Annotated in this window: 19 protein-coding genes; 11 read left to right on the top strand and 8 right to left on the bottom strand. The window is 36.1% G+C overall.

Annotation, left to right across the window (positions count from 1 at the left end; genetic code table 11):
• Nucleotides 1-132: 132 nt before the first annotated feature.
• On the top strand, nt 133-2163 hold the full coding sequence (locus ACKPCA_RS05835) for a M3 family metallopeptidase (RefSeq protein ID WP_321281878.1): 2031 nt from the start codon (nt 133-135) through the stop codon (nt 2161-2163).
• A gap of 114 nt (nt 2164-2277) precedes the next feature.
• Nucleotides 2278-2652, top strand: a complete 375-nt coding sequence (locus ACKPCA_RS05830; protein ID WP_321281877.1) for a winged helix-turn-helix transcriptional regulator — start codon at nt 2278-2280, stop codon at nt 2650-2652.
• Here ACKPCA_RS05830 and ACKPCA_RS05825 read toward each other — a convergent pair.
• From ACKPCA_RS05825 to ACKPCA_RS05795, 7 genes are all read right to left on the bottom strand, one after another.
• Entirely contained in the window at nt 2628-3137 is a 510-nt protein-coding gene (locus ACKPCA_RS05825; RefSeq protein ID WP_321281876.1) for a lactoylglutathione lyase family protein, read from the bottom strand. The two genes, ACKPCA_RS05830 and ACKPCA_RS05825, sit on opposite strands and share 25 nt — an antisense overlap.
• Nucleotides 3138-3380: 243 nt before the next feature.
• On the bottom strand, nt 3381-4076 hold the full coding sequence (locus ACKPCA_RS05820) for an SDR family oxidoreductase (protein ID WP_321281875.1): 696 nt from the start codon (nt 4074-4076) through the stop codon (nt 3381-3383).
• Between the two features lie 152 nt (nt 4077-4228).
• A complete protein-coding gene (locus ACKPCA_RS05815) occupies nt 4229-5260 on the bottom strand; it encodes an L-dopachrome tautomerase-related protein (RefSeq protein WP_321281874.1) in 1032 nt (343 codons plus the stop codon).
• Between the two features lie 97 nt (nt 5261-5357).
• Complete coding sequence (locus ACKPCA_RS05810; RefSeq protein WP_321281873.1) at nt 5358-5993, bottom strand: flavodoxin family protein; 636 nt, start codon at nt 5991-5993, stop codon at nt 5358-5360.
• 88 nt (nt 5994-6081) lie between these two features.
• On the bottom strand, nt 6082-6624 hold the full coding sequence (locus tag ACKPCA_RS05805; protein WP_321281872.1) for a hypothetical protein: 543 nt from the start codon (nt 6622-6624) through the stop codon (nt 6082-6084).
• Nucleotides 6611-7132, bottom strand: coding sequence for an RNA polymerase sigma factor (locus ACKPCA_RS05800; protein WP_321281871.1), 522 nt, complete (start codon nt 7130-7132; stop codon nt 6611-6613). Before ACKPCA_RS05800 ends, ACKPCA_RS05805 begins: the two co-directional genes overlap by 14 nt.
• Nucleotides 7133-7208: 76 nt before the next feature.
• A complete protein-coding gene (locus ACKPCA_RS05795) occupies nt 7209-7919 on the bottom strand; it encodes an XRE family transcriptional regulator (RefSeq protein WP_321281870.1) in 711 nt (236 codons plus the stop codon).
• Between the two features lie 72 nt (nt 7920-7991).
• Here ACKPCA_RS05795 and dinB point away from each other — a divergent pair, with 72 nt between their 5' ends.
• From dinB to ACKPCA_RS05750, 9 genes are all read left to right on the top strand, one after another.
• A complete protein-coding gene (gene dinB, locus ACKPCA_RS05790; RefSeq protein ID WP_321281869.1) occupies nt 7992-9206 on the top strand; it encodes a DNA polymerase IV in 1215 nt (404 codons plus the stop codon).
• An 82-nt stretch (nt 9207-9288) separates the two neighbouring features.
• The gene (locus ACKPCA_RS05785; protein WP_321281868.1) at nt 9289-12237 is read left to right on the top strand and encodes a DNA polymerase III subunit alpha; all 2949 of its coding nucleotides are present in this window, start codon (nt 9289-9291) and stop codon (nt 12235-12237) included.
• Between the two features lie 362 nt (nt 12238-12599).
• Nucleotides 12600-13505 (top strand): YitT family protein, encoded by a 906-nt coding sequence (locus tag ACKPCA_RS05780; RefSeq protein ID WP_054721837.1) that lies wholly within the window; start codon nt 12600-12602, stop codon nt 13503-13505.
• A gap of 280 nt (nt 13506-13785) precedes the next feature.
• A complete protein-coding gene (rpmB, locus tag ACKPCA_RS05775) occupies nt 13786-14028 on the top strand; it encodes a 50S ribosomal protein L28 (protein WP_054721835.1) in 243 nt (80 codons plus the stop codon).
• Nucleotides 14029-14042: 14 nt separating this feature from the next.
• A complete protein-coding gene (gene rpmG / locus ACKPCA_RS05770; protein WP_054721833.1) occupies nt 14043-14225 on the top strand; it encodes a 50S ribosomal protein L33 in 183 nt (60 codons plus the stop codon).
• A 9-nt stretch (nt 14226-14234) separates the two neighbouring features.
• Nucleotides 14235-14390: a DUF4295 domain-containing protein gene (locus ACKPCA_RS05765; RefSeq protein ID WP_083464733.1), complete on the top strand. Its 156-nt coding sequence runs from the start codon at nt 14235-14237 to the stop codon at nt 14388-14390.
• A 160-nt stretch (nt 14391-14550) separates the two neighbouring features.
• Entirely contained in the window at nt 14551-15501 is a 951-nt protein-coding gene (gene ftsY, locus ACKPCA_RS05760; protein ID WP_321281867.1) for a signal recognition particle-docking protein FtsY, read from the top strand.
• Between the two features lie 144 nt (nt 15502-15645).
• Nucleotides 15646-16944: a 30S ribosomal protein S12 methylthiotransferase RimO gene (gene rimO, locus ACKPCA_RS05755; RefSeq protein ID WP_321281866.1), complete on the top strand. Its 1299-nt coding sequence runs from the start codon at nt 15646-15648 to the stop codon at nt 16942-16944.
• Nucleotides 16945-17174: 230 nt separating this feature from the next.
• On the top strand, nt 17175-17564 hold the full coding sequence (locus tag ACKPCA_RS05750; RefSeq protein ID WP_321281865.1) for an HU family DNA-binding protein: 390 nt from the start codon (nt 17175-17177) through the stop codon (nt 17562-17564).
• A gap of 74 nt (nt 17565-17638) precedes the next feature.
• Here the strand turns inward: ACKPCA_RS05750 and ACKPCA_RS05745 are convergent, their stop codons facing one another.
• The gene (locus ACKPCA_RS05745) at nt 17639-18229 is read right to left on the bottom strand and encodes a 3'-5' exonuclease (RefSeq protein ID WP_321281864.1); all 591 of its coding nucleotides are present in this window, start codon (nt 18227-18229) and stop codon (nt 17639-17641) included.
• Nucleotides 18230-18258: the final 29 nt, after the last annotated feature.

Raw genomic sequence — 18258 nt, 5'->3', positions numbered from 1 at the left:
AAATGATATATGACTGTTTTGTATTTGAAATTATAATGTTTGTTAAAATTTTTCAAATAAGATTTTTTCAGCCCTGATTTTGTATGTTCAATTCTTATCTTTGTTTGAGAAATTATTAAATCACGATATATTATGAGTAAAAATCCTTTATTAGAAGAATTTTCAACACCATACGAGTCTGTTCCATTCGATAAAATTGAATTGGAGCATTATATGCCAGCCTTTAAGCAGAGTATCGAAAGTGCAAGATCCGAAATTGATGAGATAGCCAATTCTACTGAAGAACCAACTTTTAAGAATACCATTGAAGCTCTTGAATATTCGGGTCATCAGTTGGATAGAATTGGATCGGTTTTCTTCAATTTAAATCATGCGTACACCAATAATGAAATGCAGGCTATGGCACGAGAAATATCGCCTATGCTTACCGAATTTTCAAATGATATTATCATGAATGAGAAACTCTTTAAAAGAGTGAAGCAGGTGTACGAAAAAAGAGATGAGTTTGATTTAAATGTAGAACAAACCAAGCTTTTAACAGACAGATACAAGTCTTTTGTTAGATCAGGTGCTGATTTGGATGAAGAGAAGAAAGGGAAAATCAGAGAAATCTCGAAAGAACTTTCAAAATTAACCTTGCAGTTTGGAGAGAATGTTTTGGCTGCAACCAACAATTTTGAACTTCATTTAACGAACGAAGACGATGTTGCAGGCCTGCCTGAAGGAATTCTTGAAGCTGCATCGGCTTTAGCCAAGGAAAAAGAGAAGGAAGGATGGATCTTTAACCTTCAATTTCCTAGCTATGTTCCCTTTATGCAATATGCTGAAAAGCGCGAATTGCGTGAGAAAATGTTCAAGGCCTATTCTTCGCGATGTTTTAACGATAAATTCGACAATCAAAAAATCATACATCTCATAGTAGAACTGCGTTTGGCAAAGGTTCATTTGTTGGGATACGAAACTTATGCCGACTATGTATTGGAGGAAAGAATGGCAAAATCGGCAGACAATGTAATCAAGTTCTTAAATGAACTTTTGGATGCATCAATGCCAAAAGCGCAAGAGGAATTTAAGGAGTTGCATGAATATGCAAAATCGCTTGGCGCAGATTTTGATTTGCAAAGATGGGATTGGGCCTATTATGCTGAAAAGTTAAAGACCGAGAAATTTGATATCAACGATGAAATCACTCGTCCTTACTTCGAGTTGGAGAGAGTGAAGAAGGGAATTTTCGACTTGGCTACTAAATTGTATGGCATTCAGTTCAAGTTGAATACTGATATCCCTAAATATCACGAAGAAGTGGATGTATACGAGGTGTTAGATCAAGAAGGAAAATTTTTATCGTTGTTCTATGCCGATTTTCACCCAAGAAGCAGCAAGCAAGGTGGAGCATGGATGACTTCCTTTGTAGATCAGTACATGAAGGAAAATAAGGATTACAGACCACACATTTCAATTGTATGTAACTTTACTCGTCCGACCGAAACCAAACCATCTTTATTGACTTTTAATGAGGTAACCACTTTCTTGCACGAGTTTGGTCATGCATTACACGGTATGCTTTCGAAATGTACCTACAGTGCTTTGTCGGGAACCAATGTGTATCGTGATTTTGTAGAGTTGCCATCGCAGTTTATGGAGAACTTTGCTTTCCGTAAAGAATGGTTGGACGAAGTTGCAGCGCATTATAAAACAGGAGAGAAAATTCCTCAGGAACTGATTCAGAAAATTATTGATAGCAGCAATTTCTTAAGTGGATATGGCTTTGTTCGCCAAATAAGCTTTGGTTTAAATGACATGGCTTGGCATAGTGTAAAAGAGCCAATTACGAATCCAGTGGGAGAGTTCGAAGACCAGGCAATGGCCTCAACTGAATTATTCTCTAAAGTGAACGGAAGCTGCATGAGTACCTCATTTTCACATATTTTTGCAGGTGGCTATGCTGCCGGATATTATGGATACAAATGGGCCGAAGTGTTGGATGCTGATGCATTTGAAGCATTTAAAGAAAATGGCATTTACGATAAGGCAACAGCCGATGCTTTCAGAGAAAATGTTTTGGAAAAGGGCGGAAGCGATCATCCGATGAATTTGTACCTGAAATTCCGCGGAAAAGAACCATCGATCGATCCTCTCTTGAAACGCAGTGGTTTGAAGTAGAGTAGATTAAAAAAAACTGTAATGATAAGCTTAAATCGTCACTCTATTAGTTATAGACTGGCGATTTTTCTTTGCCAGCAAAAGCTTATATTTGTTATCAAATAAGATTCGACTATGACCAAAGATTGTTGCAACTCAAAAATCATCAATTACGAGGGAAAGAAGTTTGGTTGCTCTCTTGCATTTACTCTTCAATTGATAGGCGATAAGTACAAATCGCTTATTTTATTTCACTTGAAGGATGGTGAAATGCGTTCAGGTGAATTACAAAAAAGCATTTATGGTATCTCTAATCGTATGTTTACCTTCTCGATAAGGGCTTTGGAGCGTGATGGTTTGGTAAGTAGGGTGGTTCACCCTGAAGTGCCACCAAAAGTTGTGTATGGATTAACTGAGGCGGGAAAAAGCATTATCCCCATCATCCTGAAATTAGACCAATGGGGACAAAATTTTGCAAAAGAGAATCACTTGTACGCTCCTGGTGAATAATGAAGTTCGTAGGAGTGAGAATAAATTTCGAATACTACTCCAAATGGATCTTCTACATAACACATACAGTATGGTTTATCACCTGGATAATATTCGCGAATAGGCATACGCTGTTTTCCTCCATGCTCTACGATTTTTTGAACCAATCCTTCTACGTCAGGATCCTGAACCGAGAAATGGAATAATCCGGTTTGGAATGGATTGAATTCCGGAGCTTTGGGTTGACTTTCTTTGAATTCGAATAGTTCAATTCCAATGCGATCGCCGGTTGAAAGGTGCGCAATGCGAAAACTTTTCCATCCTTTGCCAAACACATCGATACACATTTGTCCGATTGCTGTCTCGTTTTCTTCCAGAACTTTGGTTGGAGGCATAATTACGTAAAAACCCATTACTTCGGTGTAGAATTTCACTGCCTTGTCCAAATCAGGCACTGTAATCCCAATATGGGAAAAGCTCTTTGGATAAACTTTTTGATCTTTCATCTCTGTTGTTTTAGTTTGTGCATCAAGCGAAAAACAAAGGCTGATGCTCATTAGTAAAATTAAAATTGCTCTCATCATTCATGTTTGAAATACGCTGCAATGTTAGAGCTAAAGAGGAAAGAAATCAATATCGCACAGAGCTGAAATATGGTTACATGAATGTGTAGTATGTTGAATATAAAGACGCGTAGCGATTGTTAACGATTTGTTAATTAGTTAATAAAAGAGTAAAAGGTACTTTCATTACCATTCAATTTCTTCCATATCCCTAAAAAATTTTCCCGTAGCCCCTTTGTCTTCCAACTCGGCTGCCCAAACAATGGTTTCCGCTCCTTTCTGGGGATCACGGGGAGCAGTTGAACCGCCCATATCAGTTCTTACCCATCCCGGACAAACCGAATTCACAAGGATGTTATTTCTTTTTAATTCCTGGCTCAATTTTATGGTAAGAACGTTCATTGCGGCTTTTGAAATGCTGTAACCCGGCGTTCCTGCAGACATGTTCGATAAAGCTCCCAAGCCACTTGACACATTCACAATGCGTCCATATTTCTGCTTTTTCATATTAGGAATAAAGGCTTGTGCCAAACGCCAGGCTCCAAACAAATTGGTTTCCAAAGTTTGATGAACTTCTTCCAAGTCTGCATTGAATGCTGAATGCCATGTGTCGTAATTGATGCCTGCATTGTTGATAAGGATATCGAGATGTCCAAAGTTATTTTCTACATATTCAGCAATTTGTTTTACGCTCACTTCATTCGATACATCCAATTGATGGAAGTGGAGTTCGCCAAAGCTTTTCAGTTTTTCGAAAGCTTTTTTTCCATCTTCCTGGGAGCGAGCAGTGAGAATCACTCGATATCCTTTCTTTAACAGTTCTTTTACGCTTGCAAAACCAATTCCTCTGTTTGATCCGCTTACCAATGCTGTTTTTTTCATATTAATATCTTGTTGATTATGATTTCATTCTAATTCTAGATTGTATGCTTTTATAAGGATTACACGTAACACTCTTACCTTTTCCCGTTGATACACTGAATTGTAAACAAAAAGACGAACCTTTTGTTTTTAAAAAGTCCGTCTTTTATATTTTATTTTGAAAGTTTGAGAACTTGATATTGCTTTCTTTGGATTTCTGGCAAATGAATTTGTGATGTTGTAAAGAATACATTTCCTTGAGTATCCATGGCAAATGAATCGGCCCAACGAATGATCTCATCTTTAATCAGTTTTTTGATGTTACCATCGCTTTTCAGGACATTAATGGAGTTGTCTTCCAGACCACCTAACCATAGATTCCCATCTTTATCGAACATCATTCCGTCAGTGGCTGGAATTTTTTTTACCATTTCTACTTGTTCAGCTATTTGTTCCTCTGATAAGTTCTGAGAACGTAATGTTTTAGTGGGAACTCGATACAAACTATGACCCGTTAAGGCAATGTAATACAAAAACTGTTTGTCAGGAGAAAGAGCAATGCCATCGGAATGTACACTGTTTTCCCACTTGATTCCATCACAAATCAGGTGATCTACTTCACTTTCAGTAGAGTAGTGGTGGTCCAATACTCTTTTAGATTCTCCTGATTGCAGATTCAACACAATTAATGCTCCGTTTCCTGAATCAGTCATGTAGGCAAATTGATTTTTTGTATCAACCCGAACATCATTAAAATAAGAGTTCGCTTGGTAAACACCTTTAGGAAATTGATATACTTTTTCCTTTTCATTGTTGTTCAAATTAAAAACATACAATTTCGGACCACCTTCCAAAACACCTTGGAAAAGAGGATTTCTTGTATCCAATACCCATAACTTGTTCTGCTCATCAACAATTACCGACTGAACAGCCTGAAAGGATTCCTTATCATCAGCATTATTCCATTCCTGATTTGGAAAGGCCACTGCTTTACCATCTACAATTTCCGCAACGCTAATGGGTACATCATTCGACCATTTTGGATAGTTTACGAATAGGCGGCTTTCTTTACTAACTGCAACTCCCGTCCATTGCTTGTCGGATGAAGCAATTACTTCAATTTTATTTGTTTGCGACTGTTTAGGAGGTTTACAAGCAGAAAAACTTAATAAAAGCGATGCTGCAATCAGATACTTCCAATACATATTAATTGTTTTTAAATGAATATTCGTCTTTATAATCAAACTATTAGATCTTCTATCATTTCTGTCAATGAAAATTTTCTGTTTTCTATTGACCTAATTATCTGATAAAATGAGTGTATACCTTATCTTCTTTCTCAGGGGCTTCTATTTTATTCTTTCCATTTTCAACTAATTTCAATAGATAAGCCATGTTTTTACCCAAAACTCTCATAATCTGCACCCCTTCTTCATCCTGATGAACTTGACCCGGCATTAATCCATGAATCACATTCCAATAGTTCGATGTTGGAATCATCATTTCTGAATAAGTCAGGTAATTGTTTAATTCATTAAAAACAGGTAATCCACCTGAACGACGAACGGCTGCAACTGAAGCACCTACTTTATGGCGGAACAATGATCCGTTTGCACCAGCTACATAAAAAGCACGATCGAGAAAGGATTTCATGCTGGCACTTAATGATGAATAGTGTACTGGTGATCCAAGAATAATCCCATCGGCCTCCTTCATTTTCTGAATCCAAATATTCACATCATCATTTTTGATGACACACTTTTCGTCTTGATTCTTGAAACACAAGTTGCATGCAGTACAAGCCTTCACGTTTTTGATTCCAACATTTACAATTTCTGTTTCAATGCCTTTTTCTTCCAACTGTTCACACACTAATTTTAATGCATGATAGGTGTTGCCTTCTTTTTTTGGGCTACCATTAAATGCGACTACTTTCATCTGTTTTTGTTTTTTGATTGATAATGCAAAGGTAAGCTTGCAATTGTTTAGCTTGTTTTAATGAGATGTTAAAAAATTACTGGGAGGTTTAATTACCCTCAATTTCGGCAATATTTGCCAGTGCATAATCACGAAGAGGCTTGTATTTAAAATACCAAATTATTAAACCTATGATGATTGCAAGCGTAAAAACCGAAAAGAAAACAATTTGAGATTCAACAGTATTAAATAATGGTTGAGATCTGAGATTAAAACTGGCATTCATTAAAAAAACTGCAAGAAATATCAGGATGCTCTTTTTTCGGAACGGATGATACCTTTCTGCTGCTTGCTTTAGCATGAGAAGTGTAGGCAGCGAGTAATCAACATTTTTGTATTCTTTTTGGTAGCTTCCAAATACTAGAGCAAATATTAAAAATGCTGCTACAAGGAGCAGTCCTGCAATCAAATCAGTAAGTTCTTTTGTGTCAAAATAGTGTATAAAGGCAATGATCGTGTAAAGTGGGATGAAAATCCAATAAACAATCTTCATTCTTTTGCATAGGTTAGAATAATTACGATCCTCCTTTTTAAGTTTCCCTAATAATTGATCCAGATTGACTTTTTCGTTCTTTGTTTTATTTAAGTTCATGCTTGCCTCCTGTTAATTTGTTTTTTAATTGTGTTTTAATGCGGTGAATTTTCACCTTTACATTGGGTTCATTAATGCCGATCACATCTGCAATTTCTCTCATACTTAATCCTTCAAGCATAAGAGATATTAAGGCTTTGTCAATCACAGAAAGCATATTTAGTTCATTTTGAAGTTGGTTGAATTGCTTTTCTTCTTTTCGCTTGATTTCCAAATCTTCATCGTCCAGAATAGAACTTAGATTTTGCGTATCGGTGTTTATTATTAGCTGCATTTCTCTGTAGCTTTTGCCTGTAAAGCTTAGCGATGTGTTAACAGCTACACGATAAACCCATGTGCTAATTGCCGATTTTCCTTTAAATTGATCCAAACTCTTCCAGATATTAATCAGTACTTCCTGATACATATCTTTTTGATCTTCGGCATTCGAATTATAGTAACGACATATTCGTTGTATTCGATCACTATTATCCGATAGAATTTGATTAAATAGATCTTCTTTTTTCAATGTGAGTGTGTTTTGTTCTTTATCTATTTAGTAAGGGAGGAGTATGATTAGTTACACTTTTTTTTGATTTTTTTACTTATAAAATCTCAAAGCCATTATAAGTCTCAAATTTCCAGATCTCTACTACTTTCCCAATTTGCAGTTCATAAGGTTTATAATTTCTGTTTGAAGAAACCAATAGGAGAGATTGATTTTTCTCGAGTTGTTTATATACCACTTTAAATACGATACCATCCTCCTGAGTAACAATAATGCAAGGAGTGCCATCCTTAATTGTTTCCCAGTTTTGAATGTAGGATGCCGTTACCCACGATCCTTCAGGAATGGGAAGCATGGAGTCTCCTTCAATTTGAAAAGTTCTGTAGGTCTTATTTTTGGGCAAGAATGGGAGAGAGAATTTTGGCAGAGATTCTATAAAATCCAAATCGCCATAGCTATTTGTATAGCCAGCTTGTGCTTTTAAGGGAACCATTTCTATATTTTCTTCTCCATCCTGATTTACCGATATGGTAAGCAAGCGAAGCTTTTTGCCAGTTACATCAATGTCAAATCCATCTTCGATTTGCGAAAGCTGGAATTCCGATAATTTCTGCAGGTTATACCTTATTAAAGCATCAATGGAAACATTAAAGTATTCGGCAAATTTCACCAGTACTTTAAAAGGTGGTTGAACGCTTTTTTCATAGCCAGCTAGTGTGGTTCTTGTAATCTCCAATTGTTCAGCCAAATCGGCTTGCGATTTTCTTCTTCTCTTGCGAAGGAACTTGATATTTTCTGCAAAAAACATGCTTTTTTCTTTCAAAGATAAGGAGAATAGACTAAATTATTGACAGGATTATGACGAAAATATCGACATTTAATGAAAAGGACAATATTGCATATGGATTTAGACACATTTTTTGTGTCGTGTGAGAGGTTGCAGGACAGTAGATTGGAAAATCGACCGGTCTTGATTGGAGGAACATCAGATAGAGGAGTGGTAGCAGCTTGTTCTTATGAAGCTCGTGCATATGGCATCCATTCTGCCATGCCCATGAAAATGGCGCGCATGCTTTGCCCGGAAGCTGTTGTGATTAGGGGGAATAGTGGAACTTACAGCGAATATTCCGATCATGTAACAGAAATCATTAAGGAGCGTTCGCCTTTGTTCGAAAAATCATCGATTGATGAATTTTATATGGACATAACAGGAATGGATCGCTTTGTAAAGGAAAGTTACATGTGGTCAAAGGAACTGAGAGAAAAGATCATGAAGGAGACTCGGCTACCCATTTCCTTTGGTTTATCTACAAGCAAAACGGTTTCTAAAGTGGGAACAGGTGAGGCCAAGCCCAATAATCATATCAATATAGAATCAGGATATGAAGTTCCATTTTTGGCTCCGCTTTCCATTAAAAAGATTCCTATGGTAGGCGATAAAACTTACCACAAGTTGCGAAGTATGGGAATAGAAAAAGTAAGAACCGTACAAGAAATGCCTATGGAGCTAATGGAACGCGTACTGGGGAAAAATGGGCAAGTGATTTGGAAAAAAGCACAGGGGATTGATAATACTCCAGTGATTGCCTGGAGTGAGAGAAAATCAATATCGACAGAACGAACTTTTGAGCGAGATACCACTGATGTTGTGAAAATGCGTAGTATTTTGGTTGCAATGGCTGAAAACTTGGCTTATCAGCTCCGAAATGGAAACAAACTAACTGCTTGCGTGACACTTAAGATTCGCTATTCCGATTTTCAGACTTACACCAAACAGAAGCGAATTCCCTACACATCGCTCGATCACACACTAATCGCCACAGTACTCGACCTATTTGATAGAATGTATGAACGTCGGGTTTTGATTCGACTCATAGGAGTTCGCTTCAGCAATTTGGTAGGAGGAACTTATCAGATTCGTCTGTTCGAAGACTCTGAAAAGCTCATTAAACTGTATCAAAAAATGGATTATTTGAGAAACAGATTTGGGAAAAATGCGGTGAAACGCGCCATAGGAATGGATGTAAAAAACATTGGAGGAATGAATCCTTTTAACGGACAAGCTCCAATTATTCCTGCTCACCGTAGACGATAAAACAGTTAGTAATTAATAATTAACAATGAGTAATAGTATAGATAATTGATCATTACTAATTGTTAATTCTTCATTGTATAGCATGTTATTAAATTGCCATTCATATTACAGTTTTAAGTACGGAACTCTTTCTGTAGAGGAGGTTTTAAAGGAAAGCCAAGCGGGAGGACACAATACCATTGTATTGACTGATATTAATAATACAGCCGTGAGTCTCGATTTTGTACGGCAGGCAAAGGTATTTAATGTACGACCGCTTGTTGGAGCAGATATCAGGAATAGAGCGAAACAGCAGTATGTCTTACTGGCCAAAAATGCTAGCGGATTTCGGGAAATTAATGAGTTTTTGTCAGGAAACCTGCATGCCAGTAAGGTATTTGAATCAGAAGCTCCTGATTTGAATGAAGTTTTTGTGATTTATCCATTTCAAAGCCAGTGCCGAGATTTAAAAGCAAATGAATGCATTGGAATCAGACCACTGGATTTACCTTATTTGCCTTTTTCTGAATGGAAGAATCGCCTAGATAAGCTGGTAATTCTACAAACAGCAAGCTTTCGCAACAAAAAAGATTACAATATTCACCGACTGTTGCGGGCTATTGATAGAAACACACTACTAAGTAAGCTTTCGAAAGAAGAACAGGCGAGTTTTGAAGATAGATATAGAAGTAAGTCTGAACTGTTGGAATTGTATAAAGATTATCCTGAAATTATTGAGAATACAAAAAACTTGTTAGCTGCTTGCTGCATGGATTTTGTGTTTGGAACAAATAAGAATAAACAGGTTTTTCAGCATTCAAAAGAAGAGGATTTTACTTTGCTAAAGCAGAAAGCTTTTGAAGGATTACCTTACCGATACAAAGAGGTGACCGATGAAATTTTAGATCGCTTAAATAAGGAATTGAAAGTTATTCGTCAGCTTGGTTTTTGTTCTTATTTTTTAATTAATTGGGATTTGGTTCGCTATGCGCAAGGTGAAGGATATTACCATGTTGGACGAGGAAGTGGAGCTAATAGTTTGGTTGCTTACTTGTTGAAAATCACTAATGTTGATCCAGTTGACTTAGACCTTTACTTTGAGCGATTTATTAATCCGTTCCGATCATCACCTCCCGATTTTGATATCGATTTTTCATGGACAGATCGTGATGATGTTATACGTTATTTATTTGATGAGTATGGTTGGGATCGAGTTGCATTGTTGGGAAACTTCATCACCTTTAGTCATAAGTCGGCTTTTCGAGAAATTGGCAAAGTGTTTGGCTTGCCCGATGAAGAAATTGTGCGTTTACAGAAAAATCCCACTCCAGCGCAAGCCGATGAATATGGAAAGTGGGTGATTCGCTATAGTGGATATATTTCAGGCTTTCCAAGCCACAATAGTATTCACTCCAGTGGGATTTTAATCTCCGACGAACCCATTAGCAACTATTCGGCTACCGAATTATTGCCAAAGGGATTCCCATCCACTCAGTTTGATATGTATATAGCGGAAGATTTGGGCTTGCATAAATTTGATATTCTGAGTCAGCGAGGACTTGGAAAAATTAAGGATACCTTGGAGATCATCAAACAAAACCATGGGGTTGATATTGACATTAACGATACCAAATTGTTCATGGAGGATATCCGCGTGAAGCGCATGTTGAAAAAAGGACAAGCTATTGGTTGTTTTTACGTGGAATCGCCTGCCATGCGCATGCTTTTAACCAAATTGAAAGCAGAAGATTACAAACGCCTGGTTGCAGCCAGTTCCATTATTCGTCCGGGAGTGGCCAAAAGTGGAATGATGCGAGAATACATTATTCGATTTCAGAATAAGGAAAGGAGAGAACAGGCAAAACGAAATTTACCTGAATTATATAATATACTTGAGGAAACCTATGGCGTAATGGTTTATCAGGAAGATGTAATTAAGGTGGCTCATTATTTTGCCGAGCTAAGTTTAGATGAAGCAGATGTCTTGCGCAGAGGAATGTCGTGGAAATTTAAACAGCGAAACGAATTTGCAAAGGTGAGGGATAAATTTTTCTCCAATTGTAAGGCAAAAGGATATGCTGATGCAGTGGTGAGCGATATTTGGAGGCAAATAGAGAGTTTTGCCAATTATGCTTTTGCAAAGGGGCATTCGGCCAGTTATGCAGTAGAGAGTTTTCAGGCACTTTATTTAAAAGCATATTATCCTTTGGAATACATGGTAGCCACCTTAAATAATGGAGGAGGATTTTATGCTGCACAACTCTATCTGCACGAAGCGGTAATGCATGGAGCCAGAGTAGAAATGCCTTGTGTAAACCAGAGTTCATGGAAAAATATTATCGATGGAAATACCATTTGGCTGGGATTTTATCTCTTAAGAGATTTGGAACACTCAACAGGCAAAAAATTGATTGAAGAACGCAAGGAGCATGGCAATTTTAAAAACTTGCGCGATTTCGTAAAGCGTTTTCCTATCAGTTTGGAGCAATTGATAATATTAATACGTATTGGAGCTTTTCGATTTACAGGAAAAGGAAAGAAAGAGTTATTGTGGGATGCCCATTTTCTATTAGGGCATAACAAGAAGAACAAACCAGAGAGAACACTTTTTCAGGCAGAGGTAAAGGAATTTGAGTTGCCTGAATTGTGGAAACACAAGCTTGAAGATGCATTTGACGAGTTGGAATTATTAGGATTATCAGTTCAATCACCATTTCAGCTGGTAAAAGGTGATTTGCCTTCCGACCTAAAATCTTGTCATTTGCCTCGTTTAATCAATCGTTACATCAGAATTGTTGGTTTTTTAATTCATCGCAAGCCTACAAAAGCCAATAATGGTAAAATTATGTATTTCGGAACTTGGATAGATTTAGATGGACATTGGTTAGATACTGTGCATTTTCCTCCTGTTGCTAAAGGATATCCATTTCGTGGACCTGGCTGTTATGTTATAGAAGGAAGAGTGATGGATGAATATGGGTTTCTAAGCATAGAAGTGAGTAAAATGGAGCGAATGCCAAATGTAGGTATCGATGATGTGGTTTTAGGTTGAAGTCTCTCTTTTTGTGATATTTACATGTTTATTAATTATTCAAATAACGCAAAATTTCGTGATGTGACAACTTGAAACATATATGTAGTATACATAATCGTAGTTTTATATTCTATTTTTGTTGTCCTATTACTATTTTAAAATCAGGAATAATACTTGTACTTGCCTATTCATAAGTGAAAATTTGACGTCTTTTTTAATCGATTTTTGAAAAACTGTTTAAAAAAATATGCCAAACTTTCTTTCAGTCCTGTTTTTCAGGTGTTTGCAAAAGCGAGAAAAAAGGGTAAAAACCTTGCAAATAAAATCGGCGAATCTATTTTTGTCGGCGAATTTTTATCACTTTAACAAACACTATTAAAATGGCTTTTATTACTAAAGAAAAGTTCTTGTCGAATGAATGGTTAACGGCATACACTTACCTGATTTTAGGTAGTATTATTTTTGCTGTTTCTGACATCTTATTTGTTGTACCTTACAAATTGGCTCCAGGTGGAGTTTATGGTATTGCAACAGTACTAAACACTTTGTTTGGCTGGAAAATTAGTTACTGTACTTTTGCAATGGAGGTTCCGTTGGTAATTATTGGTACAATTATTTTAGGTCCTCGATTTGGGATTAAAACCATAGTTAGTATTGCTACGATTTTATTGACTGTGTGGGTAATGGAAACACACATTGTTCCAGGGTATCCAAAAGTGATTGCCGATCCAATGTTGAATACCATTGTGGCAGGTGTTTTCTATGGTATTGCTATTGGTATGATTTTTAAATCAAGAGCCACCTCTGGAGGTTCGGATATCATTGCAATGATTTTTGCAAAATATACGAAGCTGTCATTAGGTAAACTGGTAATGATTGTTGATGGTTTAATTGTATTGTTTACATTGGTACAGCCAACAGAAACTGGAGCAATTGGTTGGGAGTTTGCGATCTATTCATTAATCATTATTTATATCGAAGGTAAGATTATCGATATGGTGGTAAGTGGAGCAAACTATCACAAAACGGTAATGATTGTTTCAGATCAGTATGAGTCTATTGTATCTAAGATTAAAGGAGATTTAAAACGTGGTGCAACCGTTTTTACTGGAACAGGAGCTTACTCAGGAGAAGAAAGAAAAATGGTTTACTCTGTAATGAGTCGTAGAGAACTTGAGATCTTAAAACTTCACGTAAAATCGGTAGATCCTGAAGCATTTGTAAATGTTACTGAAGCAAATGAAATTATTGGTAAAGGATTCAAATCTCTGAATGAGGAAGAATAAATAATAATTCGATATAAATGCGTAAATCCCTCCCAAATTCGGAGGGATTTTTTTATTTTTGCATGTAGGATCACTTCAATTTACAATTCAGATATTTATTGTTTGTTATTCTGAAATCTGGCAGATCATAAAAACGTATTGTTTTTGCAGATTAGCGAGTGATTGAGGCTGATTGAAAATATATCTGTAAAAAGTTGTAAGATAATTTGATTTTTTAGAAAATTATTACGTATTTTGCGACCTGTTTGAAAAGCGTTTAAGGAAAAAAATAATCTGGACTATGTCAAGAGTTTGTCAAATTACTGGAAAGAGCGTAATGGTGGGAAATAATGTTTCTCACTCAAAGAGAAGAACTAAAAGAAGATTCTATCCAAATCTTTTCGTTAAAAAGTTCTATCTTCCTGAAGAAGATCGTTGGATTGAATTGAAAGTTTCTGCTGCCGGAGTACGTCTAATTAATAAATTAGGTGTAAAAGGTGCACTTACTAAAGCTCAAGAAAAAGGATTTATTAAAAATTATTAAAAAAGGCATAGAAAATGGCTAAAAAAGGTAATAGAGTGCAAGTAATTCTTGAGTGCACTGAGCATAAGGAAAGCGGTATGCCAGGAACTTCAAGATACATCACTACTAAAAATAAAAAGAATACTCCAGATCGTATGGAGTTGAAGAAGTACAATCCTATTTTGAAGAAAGTAACCCTTCACAGAGAAATTAAATAATTTTAAGATATGGCTAAGAAAGTAGTAGCAACCCTACAGAAAGGTGAAGGCCGTGGTTACGCAAAAGTAATCAAAATGGTGAAGTCACCTAAGACTGGTGCATACTCTTTTAAAGAAGAGATTGTTCCAAATGAAAACGTAAAGGATTTCTTTGCTAAAAAGTAAAGAATTCATATCATACTGAATTATAAAAGCTTCCCGACTATTTGGGAAGCTTTTTTTTGTGCTTTAAATCAAAACTTTTATTGTTTTATTTTAAAACGTTTATTGTTAATTGTTTGTGTTTACGATTTTTTGTACTTTAGCAGCTTAAAATTTAGAAGAAATGGGATTATTTGGAAGTTTTTCGAAATCGAAAAAAGAAAATCTTAATAAAGGGTTGGCCAAAACAAAGGAAAGTGTATTCAAAAAGCTTTCCAGAGCTGTTGTTGGTAAATCTACCGTTGATGATGATGTACTTGATGAATTGGAAGAAGTATTGATTACTTCTGATGTGGGGGTGGATACAACATTAAAAATCATCGAACGAATTGAAGAGAGAGTTGCTCAGGATAAATTCTTGGGAACATCAGAATTGAATCGAATCTTAAAAGAGGAAATTGTTGCTCTTCTTGAAGAAAACAATAAAGGTGATTACGATGCTTACGAACTTCCAAAATCAGAATATCCATATGTTATCATGGTAGTTGGTGTGAATGGTGTTGGAAAAACTACTACTATTGGTAAACTGGCACATCAATTTAAAAACGCAGGAAAAAAAGTAATGCTTGGTGCAGCCGATACTTTTCGTGCTGCAGCTGTAGACCAGTTAATTATTTGGTCGGAGCGAGTTGGAGTTCCTGTTGTGAATCAGGGAATGGGAGCCGATCCAGCTTCTGTTGCTTTCGAAACCTTAACCAAGGCCAAAGAAGAAGGTTCTGATGTGGTTATCATTGATACTGCCGGACGTTTACACAACAAAATCAACTTAATGAACGAGTTGAGTAAGATTAAACGTGTAATGGACAGAGTAATCCCTGGTGCTCCAAATGAAATCCTATTGATATTGGATGGTTCTACTGGTCAGAATGCATTCGAACAGGCAAAACAATTTACCAAGGCAACTGAAGTAAATGCATTGGCAATTACCAAATTGGATGGAACTGCTAAAGGTGGAGTTGTGATTGGAGTTTCCGATCAATTTAAGGTACCGGTAAAATATATCGGAATTGGTGAAGGAATGGAAGATTTGCAGGTGTTTAACCGCGAAGAATTTGTAGCTTCATTATTTGATTGAAAAGATCGAAGAAAATAATATAAGACAGGCTGCCATTTTTGGTAGCCTTTTTCATTTAAGTAGATTCAAAAATAAATATCTAGATGGTGAAAAGAGTAATTTATCCTATTTTTGCCAAAATTTAATTTGAGATAAGAAGATCGTATGAGTCAAAATAAAATCAACATTATAAGCTTAGGCTGTTCAAAAAACTTGGTCGATACAGAATTGTTAATGAAACAACTCGATGCAAACCAGTTTTCTGTTACCTGTGAAGAAGAGAATAGCGATGCCAAAACCATTATTATTAATACATGTGGGTTTATTGGCGATGCAAAGGAGGAATCGGTTGATACTATCTTGCAATATGTAGAAGCGAAAAAAGATGGTAGAATCGATAAGCTTTTTGTGATGGGATGTTTATCGGAACGATACAGAGAGCAACTAAGTGAGGAAATTCCGGAAGTTGATAAATATTTTGGAAAGTTCGACTGGAAAGGCATGGTAAAAGAGCTGAATAAAGACTATGTTCCAGATTTTAAAAATTTAAGAGTTGTTACTACTCCAAAGCATTTTGCTTACCTAAAAATTTCGGAAGGATGTAATCGCTCATGTTCCTATTGTGCAATTCCAATTATAACAGGCAAACATGTTTCTCGTCCTATCGAAGATATTGTTGAAGAAGCAAGAAATCTTGTAAAAGGAGGAGTGAAGGAACTTTTGGTAATTGCTCAGGATCTTTCTTATTATGGTATCGATTTGTACAAAGAATCGAAATTGGCAGAATTGATAGAAGAGTTATCTAAAATTGAAGACTTGGAATGGATCAAGTTGCATTATGCATATCCAACCCAATTTCCTTTCGGGATTTTAAAATTAATGCGTGAGAATCCTAAAGTTTGCCGTTACCTCGATATTGCCTTGCAACATTCAAGTGACAACATGTTAAATTTGATGCGAAGAGGTATAGATCGAGCTAAAACCATTGATCTTATCAAGAAAATACGAGAAGAAGTTCCGGGAATTACGCTTAGAACTACCATGTTGGTTGGTCATCCAGGTGAAACAGAGGAAGATATGGAAGATCTTAAAAATTTCGTTCAGGAAATGAAATTTGAACGTTTGGGCGTATTTCCTTATTCCGACGAAGAAGATACCTATGCTGCAAATCACTACGACGATAATATTCCACAAGAAGAAAAGGAGAGAAGAAAAGAGGAAATCATGTTGATTCAGCAAGACATTAGCATGGAGGCCAACAAAAAACGTTTGGGCGAAGAGTTAAAAGTAGTGATCGACAGAAAAGAAGGAGATTATTATTACGGAAGAACCGAATTTGATTCGTATGAAGTGGATCCGGAAGTATTGATTCCTGCAGAGAATGGGGATTTAAAAATTGGAGAATTCTACAATGTTGAAATCACGGATTGTGAAGATTACGATTTGTTTGGAATTGTAAAGTAATACCGATCTTACAAAAATAGAATAAAGACCATCTGTAGAAATACTGATGGTTTTTTTATGTAGAACACTTATCTTTTTGCTATTTTAATATATATAAAATCAATTTATAATATATATCATACTAAATTTTAATATATATTAAAATTATTTTTTATATGGATTAAATTGTTGTATCTTTTATATTGAATTTTATAAAGCACTAGAATAGCGACTAATTACTCCTAAAGGATATGGCGATAAAGTATAAAGTGGTAAAGATGAATTCACCTCTTAAAAAGGAGGGTAGCAAGGAGCAGTATTATCCGAGGGTTGCGAACAGGCAAAAGAAAACTTTAAGAGATATTGCTGAAAGCATATCTCAAACATCAACATTCAGTACGATTGATGTTGTTGGTGTATTGGAGGCTTTCACCACTAAGCTTCCGTATTTTTTAAAAGATAATTGCAGTGTAGAGCTAGGGGACTTGGGAACATTTTCATTACATATTAGCGGAGAAGGAGTCGATAGTCCGGAACAAATAAATGCCTCAAAAATTAAAAGTGTGAAAATGGCTTTTCGGCCAAGTACCAGAATAAAAAAAGATTTAAATAAGGTTGATTTTAGAAAAATCAAAAAGTGAATGTGAATTGAAAAAAGGGAACTAATACAGCTGGTTACTGTTTAGTTCCCTTTTTCATGCAATGCAATGACTCTTTAAAACAAACTTCCTTGTTGTTGGTACATTCCTGATTTTTTCAATTCGAAAAAGCAATCTGCACAAGCTCTAACATCTGCAAGGGCATCGTGAGCACCATCAAAACCTTTGTGAAAAAGATGCTGGTGTAATTCGGTTAAATTTGGCCACTTGAAACCATATCTTCCGGGAATTTTACAAATATTGGTTGTGGTTTTCATGGTACAGATTTTCGGAATTTGTGCCAATTGACTTTTTACATCTTTGCGTAGAAATTCGGCACCAATTATCATTTCATCGAAACTAATATTGTGAGCAATTAAATATTCTGCATCATCCATTGCCGATGAAAATTCAATTAAAGCTTCATGAAGATTGATACCTTCAGCATAAGCTCTTTCTGTTGTGATGCCATGCACATCTGATGCGTCGGTGGGAATTGTAAAACCTTCGGGTATTATTATTCTGTTGGCAGATTTAATTTCCTGATCGCGACTATCATACAGTAGCCAAGCCAATTGAACCAGACGTGGCCAATTGTCTAAATCTGTAATGGGAGCATTCCATTTCTTTGGTAAACCTGTTGTCTCGGTATCGAAGAATAGGTACATAGGTAATGATATTAAAAAAGCTCCCGAAG

Origin of the sequence: Marinifilum fragile, from assembly GCF_963677365.1 — a bacterium.
Classification (GTDB): Bacteria; Bacteroidota; Bacteroidia; order Bacteroidales; family Marinifilaceae; genus Marinifilum; species Marinifilum fragile.
Note: the sequence above shows the minus strand (reverse complement) of the source record. Positions and strands in the feature narration are given on the sequence as shown.